15 protein-coding genes are annotated in these 15369 nt (G+C 63.7%); 3 read left to right on the plus strand and 12 right to left on the minus strand.

Translation table 11 applies throughout. The annotated features are described in order from the left end of the window. Positions 1-16: 16 nt before the first annotated feature. The 3 genes from ILT44_RS05285 to ILT44_RS05295 are packed head-to-tail and all read right to left on the minus strand — an operon-like array spanning position 17 to position 3134. Complete coding sequence (locus ILT44_RS05285; RefSeq protein WP_204238525.1) at positions 17-1006, minus strand: Hsp33 family molecular chaperone; 990 nt, start codon at positions 1004-1006, stop codon at positions 17-19. Further along, complete coding sequence (argF, locus tag ILT44_RS05290; RefSeq protein WP_204238526.1) at positions 1003-1929, minus strand: ornithine carbamoyltransferase; 927 nt, start codon at positions 1927-1929, stop codon at positions 1003-1005. The genes ILT44_RS05285 and argF overlap by 4 nt, the downstream gene beginning before the upstream one ends. After that, a complete protein-coding gene (locus tag ILT44_RS05295) occupies positions 1926-3134 on the minus strand; it encodes an aspartate aminotransferase family protein (protein ID WP_204238527.1) in 1209 nt (402 codons plus the stop codon). The genes argF and ILT44_RS05295 overlap by 4 nt, the downstream gene beginning before the upstream one ends. Positions 3135-3508: 374 nt before the next feature. Between ILT44_RS05295 and ILT44_RS05300 the strand changes: the two genes are divergently transcribed. Beyond that, the gene (locus ILT44_RS05300; protein WP_204238528.1) at positions 3509-4048 is read left to right on the plus strand and encodes a GcrA family cell cycle regulator; all 540 of its coding nucleotides are present in this window, start codon (positions 3509-3511) and stop codon (positions 4046-4048) included. Positions 4049-4122: 74 nt separating this feature from the next. Here the strand turns inward: ILT44_RS05300 and phoB are convergent, their stop codons facing one another. From phoB to ILT44_RS05340, 8 genes are all read right to left on the minus strand, one after another. Continuing rightward, complete coding sequence (phoB, locus tag ILT44_RS05305) at positions 4123-4839, minus strand: phosphate regulon transcriptional regulator PhoB (protein WP_204238529.1); 717 nt, start codon at positions 4837-4839, stop codon at positions 4123-4125. Positions 4840-4841: 2 nt separating this feature from the next. Beyond that, positions 4842-5555 carry a phosphate signaling complex protein PhoU gene (gene phoU / locus ILT44_RS05310; RefSeq protein WP_204238530.1) on the minus strand — a complete coding sequence of 238 codons (714 nt, stop codon included), beginning with the start codon at positions 5553-5555 and terminating at the stop codon, positions 4842-4844. 25 nt (positions 5556-5580) lie between these two features. Continuing rightward, the gene (gene pstB, locus ILT44_RS05315) at positions 5581-6399 is read right to left on the minus strand and encodes a phosphate ABC transporter ATP-binding protein PstB (protein ID WP_204238531.1); all 819 of its coding nucleotides are present in this window, start codon (positions 6397-6399) and stop codon (positions 5581-5583) included. After that, positions 6396-7295 (minus strand): phosphate ABC transporter permease PstA, encoded by a 900-nt coding sequence (gene pstA / locus ILT44_RS05320; RefSeq protein ID WP_204238532.1) that lies wholly within the window; start codon positions 7293-7295, stop codon positions 6396-6398. The genes pstB and pstA overlap by 4 nt, the downstream gene beginning before the upstream one ends. Positions 7296-7305: 10 nt before the next feature. Then, positions 7306-8280 (minus strand): phosphate ABC transporter permease subunit PstC, encoded by a 975-nt coding sequence (gene pstC, locus ILT44_RS05325; RefSeq protein ID WP_204238533.1) that lies wholly within the window; start codon positions 8278-8280, stop codon positions 7306-7308. A gap of 23 nt (positions 8281-8303) precedes the next feature. Continuing rightward, positions 8304-9353 carry a phosphate ABC transporter substrate-binding protein PstS gene (pstS, locus tag ILT44_RS05330; protein WP_204238534.1) on the minus strand — a complete coding sequence of 350 codons (1050 nt, stop codon included), beginning with the start codon at positions 9351-9353 and terminating at the stop codon, positions 8304-8306. 170 nt (positions 9354-9523) lie between these two features. Beyond that, positions 9524-10819 carry an ATP-binding protein gene (locus ILT44_RS05335; protein WP_204238535.1) on the minus strand — a complete coding sequence of 432 codons (1296 nt, stop codon included), beginning with the start codon at positions 10817-10819 and terminating at the stop codon, positions 9524-9526. 57 nt (positions 10820-10876) lie between these two features. Then, positions 10877-11941, minus strand: coding sequence for a lysylphosphatidylglycerol synthase domain-containing protein (locus tag ILT44_RS05340; RefSeq protein ID WP_204238536.1), 1065 nt, complete (start codon positions 11939-11941; stop codon positions 10877-10879). A 265-nt stretch (positions 11942-12206) separates the two neighbouring features. On the opposite strand from ILT44_RS05340, the gene ILT44_RS05345 reads away from it, so the two are divergent. Further along, complete coding sequence (locus tag ILT44_RS05345; protein ID WP_204238537.1) at positions 12207-13598, plus strand: sensor histidine kinase; 1392 nt, start codon at positions 12207-12209, stop codon at positions 13596-13598. 5 nt (positions 13599-13603) lie between these two features. Then, positions 13604-14149: a bifunctional adenosylcobinamide kinase/adenosylcobinamide-phosphate guanylyltransferase gene (gene cobU, locus ILT44_RS05350; RefSeq protein ID WP_204238538.1), complete on the plus strand. Its 546-nt coding sequence runs from the start codon at positions 13604-13606 to the stop codon at positions 14147-14149. A gap of 11 nt (positions 14150-14160) precedes the next feature. Here cobU and ILT44_RS05355 read toward each other — a convergent pair whose 3' ends face one another. Continuing rightward, the gene (locus tag ILT44_RS05355; RefSeq protein WP_204238539.1) at positions 14161-15006 is read right to left on the minus strand and encodes an ABC transporter substrate-binding protein; all 846 of its coding nucleotides are present in this window, start codon (positions 15004-15006) and stop codon (positions 14161-14163) included. Positions 15007-15369: the final 363 nt, after the last annotated feature.

Here is a 15369-nt window from a genome sequence, read left to right on the forward strand (position 1 = left end):
CAGCGGAGATGCAGCTTTACGCTTCCGACTTGGCGATTTCGGCTTCGACCTCGGCCGGATCAAGATCGTAGAAGCGCGAGCAGAACTCGCAGGTGATGCCGATGCGGCCGTTTTCGCCGACCATGTCGCGCCGATCTTGCAGAGAGAAGCGGTGCATCATGCTCATGATGCGCTCATGCGAGCAGGTGCATTCCTCATGCACGTGCTGCCCCTCGAACACACGCACGCCGCGCTCGTGGAAGAGACGGTAGAGCAGCCGCTCGCTTGATACGGCGGGATCGATCAGCTCATGATCCTCGATCGTGCCGATCAGGGACTTCGCCTCAACCCAGGCATCGTCTTCCGAGGGTGCCGCGAGATCGTTGGAGGCATGCCCCTCCGGGATATCGCCGGGATGCATATCCGCCTGCCGCAGCCGTTCCGAGGACGAGGGCAGGAACTGGATCATCAGGCCGCCGGCGCGATAGGTGTGGCGGCCGTTCTCGAACTGCTCGGCAACGGCCAGACGCACCTGTGTCGGGATCTGCTCCGACTGGCGGAAATACTGGTGCGCGGCCTCCTCAAACCCCTGGCCTTCGAGGGCGACGACGCCCTGATAGCGGCTGCGGTCGGAGCCTTGGTCAATCGTCATGGCGAGATAACCCGACCCCAGAAGCTCGCCCGTTCCCGCTGACGCCGCATCGAGGGCTTCGAGCCGGTCCTTGTCGAAGCGGGCCGTGGCGCGCAGACGGTCCGGTGCGTTGAAGTCGACCACCACCATGTCGATGATGCCGTTGGTCTTCGTCTGCAGCTGGAAGCGTCCCTCGAGCTTGAGGGAGGCCCCGAGCATGACGGTCAGCGCCGCCGCTTCGCCGATGACGCGCGCGACCCTGTCGGGATAGCCGTGGCGGGCCAGGATCGTATCGATGGAAGCTCCGAGACGCACCACGCGCCCGCGCACGTCGAGAGGCTCGACGGCGAAGGGCAGGACGACATCATCATTTCCTTCAAACGAAGCTGAACTCATGCGCTTGCTGCTCCGAGGCACCAGGCCAGGATGCCCTTTTGTGCATGAAGCCGGTTCTCGGCCTCATCGAAGACCACGGATTGCGGACCGTCCATGACCTCATCCGTCACCTCCTCGCCGCGATGGGCGGGAAGACAATGCATGAAGATCGCCTCCTTGTCGGCGACCCCCATGAGCCTGCCGTTGACCTGATAGGGCTTCAGAAGGTTCTGGCGGCGGAATTCGTCATCGTCGCCCATGGAGACCCAGCAATCGGTGATGATCGCATGGGCGCCTTCGGCGGCCTCGAAGGCATCGGTGGTCACGCTGATCTTGGCCCCTTCCTGTTTCGCCCAGGACAAAAGCTCCGGGCGTGGCGCAAGTTCCGGCGGGGATGCGATCTTCAGCGTGAAATCGAGGCGCGCCGCCGCATGAACCCAGGAGGCGAGCACGTTGTTGGAATCGCCCGTCCAGGCCACCGTCTTGCCCTTGATGGAGCCGCGATGCTCCTCGAAGGTCATGATGTCGGCCATGATCTGGCACGGATGGGTCACCTTGGTGAGGCCGTTGATCACCGGGATCGAGGCATACTGGGCGAGTTCCGTCACCATGGCATGATCGAGGGTGCGGATCATGATGGCGTCCACGTAGCGGGACAGGACCCGCGCCGTGTCGGCGATGCTCTCGCCGCGGCCAAGCTGCATCTCCTTGCCCGTGAGCATCAGCGTCTCCCCGCCGAGCTCGCGCATGCCCACATCGAAGGAGACGCGGGTGCGGGTGGAGGGCTTGTCGAACACCATCGCCAGAACCTTGCCCTCAAGCGGACGGTCCTTGGCCTTTTCGCCTCGGCGGCGCTTGGCCTTGATCTCGGAGCCGATCCTCAGAAGGCTGCGGATCTCCGCACCGGAGAAATCGCTGAGATCGAGGAAGTGACGGGTCTTCATTGTGCGGCTCCCCGCTGAGCGGCGGATGGTTGCCCAGCTTCAATGGCCGTGCAGGCGGCATCCAGACGATTGATGGCTTCTGCGAGATCTGCTTCCGTGATGATCAGCGGCGGCAGAAGACGGACGACGTTATCTCCGGCCCCGATCACGATGAGCTTCTGATCGCGGGCGGCACTGACGAAGTTCGTGTTGGGCACGACGGTGCGCAGGCCCATGATGAGCCCCTGCCCCCTCACCTCGGCAATGATGCCCGGATGGCGGTCCTTCAGCTCGGCAAGACGCTGCTTGAGCAGCAGGCCCTTGCGCTCGACACTCTCTAGGAAGCCGGGCTCCAGGATGACGTCCAGCACGGCATTGCCGACCGCCATGGCCAGCGGGTTGCCGCCGAAGGTGGTGCCGTGGGTGCCAAGCGTCAAGCCCTTGCCGGCCTCCGCTGTGGCCAGGCAGGCGCCCAGCGGGAAGCCGCCGCCGATGCCCTTGGCGACCGTCATGATGTCGGGCGTCACGCCGCTCCATTCATAGGCGAAGAGCTTGCCGGTGCGGCCGACGCCGGTCTGGATCTCGTCGAAGATCAGGAGCAGGCCCTGGCTGTCGCACAGGGCGCGCAGCTCGCGCAGGAAGGCGTTCGAGACGGTCCGGATGCCCCCCTCGCCCTGGATCGGCTCGATCATCAGGGCTGCAGTCTCGGGGCCGATCATGGCCTTCAGGGCCTCGAGATCCTCGACCGGAACCTGGTCGAACCCCTCCACCTTCGGGCCGAAGCCTTCCAGGTACTTGGCCTGTCCACCGGCAGCGATCGTACCGAGCGTGCGGCCATGGAAGGCACCCTCGAAGGTGACGATGTGGAAGCGCTCGGGGTTGCCGTTCACGTAATGGTAGCGGCGCGCCATCTTGATCGCGGCCTCGTTCGCCTCGGCACCGGAATTGGCGAAGAAGACGAAATCCGCAAAGGTGCTGTCGACGAGCCGCTGAGCGAGGCGCTCGCCCTCTGGGATCTGGAACAGATTGGAGCTGTGCCAGATCTTGGAGGCCTGCTCCGTCAGGGCCTGAACGAGGTGTGGGTGGGCGTGGCCGAGGGCATTGACCGCGATCCCGGCGCCGAAATCGAGATATCGCTCGCCGTCTCGGCCGTAGAGCCAGGGACCCTCTCCCTTCTCGAAGGAAAGCTCGGCGCGGGCAAAAGTCGGCAGTAATGGCGATGTCACAGGTTGTCTCCGCCTCCAAGGACCCAAGGTCGCACCCGGGCCCGAAAAAGAAAGCGCCGCCCCAGCAGGGGCGGCACGGCTGGGGATTCTAACGAGGACCGGGAACCTGTCAATTCAAGAGAAATGAACTGACTCATCACAAGGAATTTTTGACCTTGGGTGAGTTCCTTGGGGAAAACGACAGGCCCTGTACAGGGACTCTTGCGCCGGAGTCCACCCATCCTGTAACTTCGGGTTAGTCGAGTACGGCATTCGTGCGGCGGCATTCACCCTCAGGAGCGACCCTCGCAACGCGGTCGGACACAAAAAATCTGTCCGCGAGGCATCCGGGATTCTGACGTTTGAAGGCCGCCTCCGATGGAGGCAAAGCGAAAATGATAGATGCGGGCGCAACTTGGACGGACGAGCGGGTCGAGCTTTTGAAGAAGCTCTGGACCGATGGTTTGAGCGCGAGCCAGATCGCCGCCGAGCTTGGCAATGTGACCCGCAACGCGGTCATCGGGAAGGTTCACCGTCTGGGCCTCTCGGGTCGCGCCAAGGATGCGAAGCCGAACGGCTCCGCCGCCGCGGCCCGCCCCCGCAAGGCCACCCGTGCGCCGAGCGCACCGGCTCCCATTCCGCCCCAGCCGCACAACAATAACGTGGTGATCGCCCCGATCTCCCTGCAGCCCGTCACGCAGGAACCCGCGGTCTTCGTGGAAGAGGACATGGCCGTTCCCGTGTCAGAGCGCGTGACCATCATGGATCTGCGCGAGTCCATGTGCCGCTGGCCCATGGGAGATCCGACCAAGCCGGAATTCCGCTTCTGCGGCGCCCGCTCCATCACGGGCCTGCCCTATTGCACCCACCACGCCCGCATCGCCTACCAGCCGGTGGCCGACCGCAAGCGTGATCGGAAACTGGCCCGGGCTTAAATTCAGCAAATCCTCGAGAAAGCCGCGCTGAGAATGATCAGCGCGGCTTTTTTATGGATGTGTGTATTCGTGTCTCAGGCGTCCATCGCCTGCTCCTCGCGGGCGAAGTTCTCGTCGAAGGAGTAGCCTGCGCCTCGTACCGTGCGGATGGGGTCGGGCCTGCGCGGCAGGCTGATCGCCTTGCGCAGGCGGCCCACATGCACGTCCACCGTCCGCTCGTCGATATAGACATCGTGGCCCCAGACGGCATTGAGCAGGTGCTCGCGGGAAAAGACGCGGCCTGGGCTCTGCATCAGGAACTCCAGGAGGCGGAACTCCGTCGGGCCCAGATGCAGCTCCTGGCCGGAGCGGCGCACGCGATGGGTTTCCCGGTCAAGTTCGATATCGCCGGCCCGCAGGAGGGTTGCGATATGGGCAGGCTTCACCCGACGCAGGAGCGCGCGCACCCGGGCCAGCAGCTCCGGCACCGAGAAGGGCTTGACGATGTAGTCGTCGGCCCCGGTGGAGAGGCCGCGAATGCGGTCGCCCTCCTCGCCCCGCGCCGTGAGCATGATCACCGGAAGGCGCTCGGTTTCCGTTCGGGCGCGGATGCGCCGGCACAGCTCGATCCCGGAGAGGCCGGGCAGCATCCAGTCGAGCAGCACGATGTCGGGCACCTGCTCGCGCAGGCGGATCTCCGCCTCGTCGCCACGGGACACGCTGTCCACCTCGTAGCCCTCGGACTCGAGGTTGTAGCGCAGAAGGAGCATCAAGGGCTCCTCATCCTCCACGATCAGAACGCGAGGCCCCATCATCAGTCTCCCGCCTCGACCGTCGTGTCGATGGAACGGTCGTTCTTCGGCCGGTCGATGGCGAGCGTCTCGCCCGTGACGAGATAATGGACCGTCTCGGCAATGTTCGTGGTGTGGTCACCGATGCGCTCGATGTTCTTGGCGCAGAAGAGAAGATGGGTGCAGAACGAGATGTTGCGCGGGTCTTCCATCATGTAGGTGAGAAGCTCGCGGAACAGGGAGGTATAGAGGGCGTCGATGGCCCCATCGCGCTTCCAGACGTCGACGGCTTTTTCCGTATCCTTCTGCGCATAGGCATCGAGCACGTCCTTGAGCTGCCCCAGGACCAGATCGTTCATATGCCGGAGACCGACGACAATCTTGTGCGGCTGGAACTCGCCGCCGATGGCGAGCGCCCGCTTGGCGATGTTCTTCGCCAGATCGCCGATGCGCTCCACATCGCCGGCGATGCGGATGGCCGAGATGGTCTCGCGCAGGTCGACCGCCAGGGGCTGTCGGCGGGCGATGGTGAGAATGGCGCTCTCCTCCACCTCGCGGTGCAGGACGTCGAGGCGGGGATCCGAGGCGATCACCGTCTGGGCCAGCGGCTTGTCGTGGCGTGCGAGCGCGAAGACGGAATCGACCAGCATCTTCTCGGCGATGCCGCCCATCTCGGCGATGCGCTGCCGGAGCCCCTGGAGATCGGTGTCGTAGGAGCGGACGATATGCTCTGACATGAAGGTTCTCCTTGAGCCGTTTCGATCAGCCGAAGCGGCCCGTGATGTAGTCCTGCGTCTGTTTCTTGCTTGGATTCATGAACATCTTCGTCGTCGGCCCGAACTCCACGACCTCGCCTAGATACATGAAGGCGGTGAACTGCGAGATGCGGGCCGCCTGCTGCATGTTGTGCGTGACGATCACGATGGTGAACTCGGAACGAAGCTGCTCGATCAGTTCCTCGATCTTGCCCGTGGAGATCGGATCGAGCGCCGAGGTCGGCTCGTCGAGGAGGATCACTTCGGGCTTCTGCGCGATGGTGCGGGCGATGCACAAGCGCTGCTGCTGGCCGCCGGACAGGCTCATGCCGGACTGACGCAGCTTGTCCTTCGCTTCGTCCCACAGGGCCGCCTTGCGCAGGGCCTCCTCGACGCGTCCGTCGAGTTCGGATTTCGGCAGCCTCTCATAGAGCTTGATGCCGAAGGCGATGTTGTCGTAGATCGACATGGGGAACGGCGTCGGCTTCTGGAACACCATGCCGACGCGGGCGCGCAGCTCGTTCACGTCGATCGACGGCGACAGGACGTTCTGGCCGTCGAGCAGGATCTCGCCGTCGGCGCGCTGCTCGGGGTATAGGCTGTAGATGCGGTTGAAGGTGCGCAGCAGGGTCGACTTCCCGCAGCCTGACGGCCCGATGAGGGCTGTCACCTGCCGGTCGTAGAAGTCGAGGGAAATATCCTTCAGGCTGCGGAAATCGCCGTAGTGGAAATTGAGATTGCGGACGGCGATGCGAACCGGCACATCGGCGCTGGCGGCGGCATTCTTTCCGACGGCGCTGCTTGCGGAGAAGGCAATCGTGCTCATCGGACTTTATCCTTCCTCAGGAGCAGGCGCGCCACGACCGACAGCGCCAGGATCGACAGGGTGATGACGAGGGCGCCGGCCCAGGCGAGCTCGCGCCAGTTCTGATAGGGTGAGAGCGCGTACTGGTAGATCATGACGGGCAGGTTCGCGACGCCGCCCATGAGATCGGGGCGGAACCAGAAATTGTTGTTGAGTGCCGTGAAGAGCAGAGGCGCGGTCTCACCGGCGATGCGGGCGGTGGCCAGCAGCACGCCGGTCACCATGCCGGCACGGGCGGAGCGCCAGGAGATCTTTCTGATCACGGTGGACATGGGGGCGCCGAGAGCGGCCCCTGCCTCACGCAGGGAGCCCGGCACGATGCGCAGCATGTCCTCGGTGGTGCGCACGATCACAGGCACCGCGATGATCGCCAGGGCCACGCCGCCTGCCCATCCCGAATAGCCCCCCATCGGCTGCACCATCAGCGTGTAGACGAACAGGCCGATCAGGATGGAAGGAGCCGCGAGCAGGATGTCGTTCACGAAGCGGATGAGTTCGGCGAGCTTGGAGTCCTTGCCGTATTCGGCGAGGTAGGTCCCCGCGAGAACGCCGATAGGAGTCGCCACCACGATCCCGAGCGCCGTCAGGATCAGGCTTCCGACGATGGCATTGGCAATGCCCCCGCCCTTCGTCATGGGGCCTGGCGTCGTGTTGACGAAGATCTCAGGCCTCATGGCGCTGATGCCCTCATAGAGAAGCATCAGCAGGATCCATCCGAGAACGAAGGCGCCGAGGGCGGTGAACAGGACGCAGATGGCCTTGAGAGCCCAATCCGCCAGGTAGCGGCCGCGGCGCACGCGTCCCCAGGCATCAGGCTGAATCATTTCCGTCCGAGGCATTCCGTTCATCCGGTTCATCATGGCCTCCTCAAGCCGTCTTCACCCGTGCCACCAGCAGACGTGCCAGGACGAGAACCGTGAACGTAACCAGGAACAGGATGCAGCCCAGCGCCATCAGCGCATTGAGCTGGAGACCGATGGCCTCGTTGAATTCGTTGGCGATGCGCGACGCGATGGTGGAGCCTGGATCGAACAGCGAGGCCGAGAGCCTGTTGGCATTGCCGATCACGAAGGTCACCGCCATCGTCTCTCCCAATGCGCGTCCGAGGCCCAGCATGATCGCCCCGATGATGCTGACGCCAACCTGCGGCAGAAGAACATGGCGCACCACCTCCCAGGTGGTGCAGCCGATGCCGTAGGCGCTCTCGCGCATCACGGGCGGTATCTGATCGAGAATGTCGCGGGCGATCGAGGCGATGAAGGGAATGATCATGATCGACAGGATGATCCCTGCTGTCAGAACGCCGACCCCCGAGGGAGTGCGGGCATAGAGGATCGAGCCGACTAGAGGCAAGCCCTCCACGAGACTCGACACGGGGATCTGGATGAAGCGCGCGAAGAGAGGCGCGAAAACGAACAAGCCCCACATGCCGTAGATGATGCTGGGCACTGCGGCGAGGAGCTCGATGGTGGTCGCCACAGGCCGCTTGAGCCAAGGCGGGCAGAGCTGTGTGAGGAAGACCGCGATCCCCAGGGAGATCGGCACACCGATCACGAGGGCGATCAGAGCCGTGGTGAGGGTGCCGACGATCGCGACCCAGGCCCCGTATTGATCGCGCTGCACGTCCCAGACGCTGGACGTGATGAAGCCGAGCCCGAACTCGCGGAAGGCCGGCCACCCGCCGTAGATCATGGAGCCGATGATGCCCAGGAGCACGATCAGCACGATCAGCGCCGAACCGAGGCTCGCGAGGCGGAAGGCATCATCGAAGGACAGGAAGGAGGACCGGCGAGACGGCTTATCCGCGCTCGTGACGAGTGCTTTCTGAGACAGGGCCACCATTCGCCGGTTCTCCAATCAGATTATCAGGACGGCTGCTTGAGCAGCGGCTGACCCGACTTGTCCTTCAGTTCGCTCTGCCAAGTGGCGCGGACGAGGTCCTTCACCGGGGTGGGAAGCGGCACATAATCGAGGTCGATGGCCATCTGGTCGCCCTTCGTGAAGACCCAGTTGAAGAACTTCAGCGCCTCGGCCACCTGCTCCGGCTTCTCGGGCGCTCTGGGAACGAGGATAAAGGTCGGAGCCGTGATCGGCCATGCCTCGTCGCCGGGCTGGTGGGTGAGCGAGATGCCGAAGCCGGGAACCGCCTTCCAGTCGGCATTGGCGGCAGCGGCCTGGAACGTCTTAGCCTCGGGCGCGACGTACTTGCCGCTCTTGTTCTGAAGCTGGGCGACCGGAATGCTGTTCTGCTTGGCGTAGGCATATTCCACATAGCCGATCGCGTTCGGCACCTGCTGGACGAGCGCCGCGACGCCCTCGTTGCCCTTGCCACCCTGCCCGACAGGCCATTGCACCGAGGAGCCCGTTCCGGGGCCGCTCTTCCAGGTCTCGGAGACCTGGGACAGGTAGGTGGTGAATACGTTCGTGGTGCCTGATCCATCGGAGCGGTAGACCGGGGTGATCGTCGCATTGGGGAGCGTCACGCCCTGGTTGATCTGGGCGATCCTGGCATCGTTCCACTTGGCGATCTTGCCGTTGAAGATGTCGGCAAGCACCTCGCCCGTCAGCTTGAGCTGGCCGGTGGGAACACCCTGGATGTTGTAGACCGGAACGACGCCGCCCATAACCACCGGGAACTGGACGAGGCCGTCCTTCTGCAGCTCCTCCGCCTTCAGGGGCGCATCGGTCGCGCCGAAATCGACGGTCTTCGCGCGGATCTGGCGAATGCCGCCGCTGGAGCCGATCGACTGATAGTTCAGGCGGTTGCCCGTCTCCTGATTGTAGACCTCGGCCCAGCGGGCATAGACCGGGAACGGGAAGGTCGCTCCGGCTCCGGTAATCTCGGCGGCGGTCACGGCCAGCGAGCACGAAGCGAGAGCGAGGCCGGCTGCGACGGAAAAATGCGAAATTTTCACGAGACGTCTCCTGTTCATCCACACGCAGCAGGCCGTTCGTGACGATAGGCCCGTGCTGCTCGTGAGGGGACTAAGTTCTCTCGATGTCTCGTCTACGACGGTTGAATGACAGTTCAATGACAGTAGCCGCGTGCGGGTTGCACGGGCTTCGTCGTGCCACCGGCAACCGCTCAGCTCGAAACCGCCGGCAGCGTCACCGTGAACCGGGCCCCCTGCCCCAGTTCGCTCACGATGTCGAAATGGCCCCGGTGCCGGTTGGCGATGTGCTTGACGATGGCAAGCCCCAGCCCCGTTCCGCCCTTGTCGCGGCTCTGCGCGACATCGGCGCGGTAGAACCTCTCGGTCAGGCGCGGCAGGTGCTCGGGCGCGATCCCCGGTCCGTAATCCTGGACAGTGAAGGCGACGTGAGGACCCTGCGCGCCGTGTGAGGCACCGATAGGAGCGACCTCCACATCGACCCGCCCGCCGCTCTCGCCATACTTCACCGCATTCTCGATCAGGTTCTCGGCCACGCGCAGAAGCTCGTCGCGGTCACCGCGCACGAGGATCGGCTGCTCAGGCAGCTTGGCCTGGATGACGACGCCCTTCTCCCGTGCAAGAGGCGACAGGGTTTCCACCATGTGGGACGCAAGGGAGACGAGATCGACGGTCTGGGTCGGGGAGAGGTGGGCTCGCATCTCGATGCGCGACAGGGACAGGAGATCGTCGATCAGGCGCTTCATGCGCTGGGCTTGACCTTTCATGATGTCGAGAAACCGCTCCCGGGCCTTGGCATCGTCCCGGGCCGGTCCCTGCAGGGTCTCGATAAAGCCCAGGACAGAAGCCAGCGGGGTGCGCAACTCGTGACTCGCATTGGCGACGAAATCGGCGCGCATGGCCTCGAGCCGCCGGGCCGAGGTGAGATCGCGGAAGAACAGCACGACTCCGGCCTGGACCCCCATGCCGGGATCACCCTGCAGAGGGCCGATATGCACCTCGAAGGTTCGCTCGGTCGGGACCCGCTCCGAGTATTCCACCTTCAAAGGATCGCCCTTGCGCAGAACCTCCTGGATGCCGTCGAGCACATCGGGGCTGCGGAGCGCGAAGGACAGGGGGTGCCCTGTCTTCAACCCACCCAGGAGACCGTAGGCGGCCTTGTTGGCCTCGATGACCACCGCCCGCTGGTCCACCAGAATGACCGGATCGGGGATCTGGGTCAGGACGGCCTCGGCGATGCTGGAGCGCTGAGGGTTGCTCGGTTGCGGACGCCCCCCGACCCCGAGGCTACGCTTCGGCCCGGCGACGAGAAGGCCGGCAAGAATGGCGATGGCGGCCCAGAGCAGAAGCCAGATATCCCCATGGCCCCGCACCAGCGCGACGATCGCCATGACGAAGGAGGCCGCAACCGCTGCCCGAAGGGCCACATCACGGAGAGGCGTGACACCCTGTGGGTTGGCTTCCGGCGTGGGATCGTCGGGATCGGGCATGGAACGGCAAGTCTCGGAGGCGTTGCCCGCACTCTTTAAGGCAGGTCCCGGCAGGTGTCACCTCCGGCCAAGCTCCACCTCGGCCGCGACCTCGCCGTCGTCAGTATCGAACGAGAGCCGGGAGGAGCGGATGCGGTTGCGGATCTCGTAAGCCCCGAGCAGCGCAAGGGCGAACACGAACGGCACGAGGTAGTAGCACAGGCGGTAGAGGAGCAGCGCGCCCAGAACAGGCTCTCGAGGATAGCTCGAGAGAGCCAGAAGAATGGTTGCCTCGAAGACGCCCAAGCCACCCGGCGCATGGCTCGCCACACCCAGCATGACGGCGAAGATGTAGACAGCCACGAAGGTTTCGAAGCTGAGACCATGCCCGCCCGGCAGCAGCACGAAGAGAACGCCTGCGCCTGCACAGACATCGCCTGCTCCGATCAGGATCTGCGCCAGGGACAAGCGGAATCCGGGCAGCTCCAGCTTCCAGCCCTGGATTTTGACGGAGCGGCGCTTGAGCGAAACCCAAACCATGTAGGCGATGACGAAGGCGACCGCGCCGAGCCCCACGAGCTGGTTCATCCAGATATGGGTGTAGACGAGGCTCGCCAGCTCGTCGGCCTTGCTTATCAGGCTCCAGGCCAGCACGAGCGCCATGCCAAGCCAGAAGGTGATCCCGGCGATCACGGTAAGGCTCGCCACCCGGCCTGGCTTCACGCCCTTGGGCGAATAGATCCAATAGCGGACTGTTCCTGCCGTGAGCAGCGGAAATCCGAGGGTGAAGCTCACCGCATAGCTGGTGAAGGATGCCAGAGCCGTGGTGCGGTAGGGGATCTGCAGCTTGAGCTGGCGCAGAGCGATAGCATCGTAGCAGGTCAGCAGGCTGTAGCTGATGGCGGTGAACAGCACCGCGAGACCGATCTGGCGCAGGCTTGATGCCGTGAAGGCGGATTTCAGCTCATTGACATCGATTTCGGACACGATGTGCCAGAGAACGACGAGAGAAGCACCGAACAGCAGGATGCTGGCAGCCATTCCGATCCAGGCGAAACGGCGGGAGCGGCGCTCCTTCGGATGAAGGGCCTCGGCAGATGACATCTCCGGTGGGGACACCGGGCGGGAGCTCATATCGTTCATGAAAACTGTCAATCAGCCTCAGCGTGGGAGAGATCGCATCGTGGTTGCGCCGGCTGCCCTGCATCTATGCGCTGGCGGGAAGAACCGCCAGACATGAGGCGGCCTTTTAATGGTTTCGCAGGGCCGACGCTACTCTTTCGCCCCGGGAAAATGCAGCCGGAGACGGATGTGGGTTGTCAGCCTCGAAAAAGGCCTACAACAATGCTTGCCTGATCGAAGGTGACTTGTGAGAGACGTGGCCGCAGGGTGGCCCTGGGAGTTCTGAGTGCAATTCAAGGAAACGGAAACCCAATTTGCGGTCCTGGCGGAATCCCTCCCTCAACTGGTCTGGTCAGCGCGCCCCGATGGATCCATCGATTATGTGAATCGCCGCTGGCGTGAGTTCACGGGCCTCTCGGGAGAGCAGTTCCTGGGGATCGGCTGGGAGGCTGCCATCCATCCGGATGACCTGCCCCAGGTTCGGGACCACTGGCATCGTTCCCTTGAATCCGGACACGCCTATGAATGGGAGTACCGGCTCAGGAACGCCGTGGGGGAATACGAATGGTTCCTCAGCCGGGCTATTCCGATACAGGATCTCACCGGCAGGATCACTCGCTGGTTCGGCACGAGCACCAATATCGATGAGCAGAAGAAGACCGAGGACGCCGTCCGGATGCTCGAGAGCCAATACCGCCTGGCTCTTGACGCGGCCCGCCTTGGAACCTGGCAGATCGATCTGGAAAAGCGCCGGATCACCTGGGACGAGGGAAGCTGCGCCCTCTACCACATTCCTCATGACGGGTTATACAGCCTCACCCTCGACGAGGCCTTGGACATGGTTCATCCTGAGGACCGGGAGGAGATGCAGGCGCGGATTGCCGCCGCAGCATCCCCCGAATCGGATGGCAAGTACGACAGTCAGTACCGGGCCATTCTTCCAGACGGGAAGCTCCACTGGTTTCGCTCTCATGGGCAGGTCCGTCACGTGAATGAGGGCGGCGAACGCCGTGCCGTCAGCCTGTATGGGGTGATCAGCGACATCACCGAGCATCACGCGCTGGAGGAGGCGCAGAAGCTCCTGACCCGGGAGCTCAATCATCGCGTGAAGAACCTGTTTGCCATCGCAAACGGCATGGTCTCGATGACGGCCCGTACCGCCAAGGATCCCAAGGATATGGCCACAGCCCTGCGGGGCCGCCTGAGTGCCCTGTCGCGGGCTCACGAGCTGGTGCAGCCGGTCTCGGCGGCGGGAACAGACTCCGGCCACGATGTCGAGTTCGCCCGCCTGATCGAGGCCGTCCTTGAACCCTACAGGCAGTCCAGTCAGAACAGGATCGTCATTGAAGGCCCCAGCGTTGCTGTCGGCTCCAACACGACGACGAGCCTTGCGCTGGTTCTGCATGAGCTCGCGACTAACGCCGCCAAATATGGGTGTCTCTCTTGTGCCGAGGGTGAGCTCACCATCCGATGGATCCTAGACGACGAGAACGTGGACCTCCTCTGGACCGAAAGCGGCGGACCAACAATCGACGGCCCTCCCACATTCGAAGGCTTTGGCAGCCAGCTGTCCCAGAGGAGCATCGCCGGGCAGCTCGGAGGCACCCTGGAGCGCGAATGGCGGCCGGAGGGCTTGCGCGTTCACATGATCCTTCCCCTCAGCCGTTTGACCGTCTGACCGCCGTGCCCGCGTATCGCCGCATCCTCGTTTTGGGCGGAGCGCGCTCGGGAAAGAGCCGGTTTGCCCTGCAGCTTGCCGAGCAGGCCTGCCCGAAAAGGACCTATATTGCGACGGCCCAGGCCTTTGATGACGAGATGCGCGATCGCATCGCCCTTCACCGGCTGGAGCGTGACAGCTCCTGGCAGACAGTGGACGCTCCCTGGGAGCTTGCGCAGGCGATCCAGGCCCAAACGGGTCCGGGGAAGGTGGTGCTCGTCGATTGCCTGACCCTTTGGCTCTCCAACCTCGTTCTCGCCGAGCGCGCCCCGCAACCCGAGACCGATCGGCTGATCCATGCGGTTTGCGAGGCCCAAGGTCCCCTCATCCTGGTCTCGAATGAGGTCGGGCAAGGGATCGTGCCGTCGACCCCCCTCGGGCGGTCCTTTCGTGACGAGCAGGGCCGCCTGAACCAGCGGATGGCTGAGGCCTGCGATGCGGTGATCTTCGTGGCGGCAGGCTGTCCGATCCTCATGAAGCCCACCCCTCCCCTCGATCTGAAACTGGCCTGAGCTGAGCCCTCTCAGCGCAGCTTGGCCTTCGCCTCGGCGCTCAAGGCCTCGATCATGGCAGGCGTCGAGGGACCTCCACAGATCGTCAGTCGGCCCGAAACGGCAAGGCGTCGCCCGGGAGGTACGGCCGCTGCCAGAGCCGGGTGGGCGAACAGCGCTGTGCCGTTGTCGACCACCTGCTGTGACCCCGCATCGACGAGCATGACATCCGGTGGCGACGTGACGATCGCCTCCAGCCGCGCAACACCTCCGGCGTTCAATCCAAGGGCCTCCTGATGCAGCGTGAAACCCAGCTGCATCAACACTTCGCTTAAGAGTGAACGGGCGGCGGCAACCCAGCCGCCCCGTTCATAGACCAGGACGGTGGGCCCGCCCGGCGCGGTTCCCCTTGCCACCTCCAGCGCCGCATCGATCCGGGCGATGAGGGCCTCGCCGCGATCCGGATGGCCGAGCTTCGCGGCAAGGGTTCGGATCTGCGCGCGATCCTCGGCCAAACCCGACCAGGGGCCGAGTTGGAGGACATCCAAGCCCTGCCGCCTGAGGAGAGCTACCTGTCCCTGCTGGCCGTAGGTGCCGGTCAGGACAAGGTCGGGCCTGCTGAAAAGCACGCTCTCGGCCCGACCGTCGTTCAGAGGCAGGCCTTCGGCCAGCTTTGCCATGAAGGAAATCGAGGAATCACGGGCAAGCCGGCTCAAGGAAGCGATCTGGGCGCGATCTGCCAGAGCCAGGAGCAACTGATCCGCGCAGAGGTTGAGGGAGGCAACCTGCCGTGGCCTCGGCTGAGCTACAGCGGCAGAGACCCCAAACAGGCAGCCGATCAGAACGGCCAGTCTGACACCGCGGCTATGGAGAGCCATTGAAATCATCACGCGACACCATTGAGCGCCTGTTTGCTTAAGGCTGCGGCCTTACAGACCAAAGCAGGCTGCTCCACCTCATGACAAGCTGAGCAATTTCCTAAGTGCGGCCTAATGACCCACACGATCTAGATGATCTTCCACTTCAGGAACGTTTTCGCGCCAGTATTCCTTCGAAAGCCAAAGACTTTTCGAAGATTATCCCCTGCGTACGGATAGTTGCAAATGGTCGCAGATGGGAACAAAGTCCAAATCAACCGTCAAGCTGACCCATTCTGGACATATCTGACACGCACATACTCACTCTCTTGAACGAAGAACAACCGCAAACCTGTCCAGGCAGTGAAGCGGCGCATTTCTAGG

The sequence above is a fragment of the Microvirga arvi genome (genome assembly GCF_016892765.1).
Classification (GTDB): domain Bacteria; phylum Pseudomonadota; class Alphaproteobacteria; order Rhizobiales; family Beijerinckiaceae; genus Microvirga; species Microvirga arvi.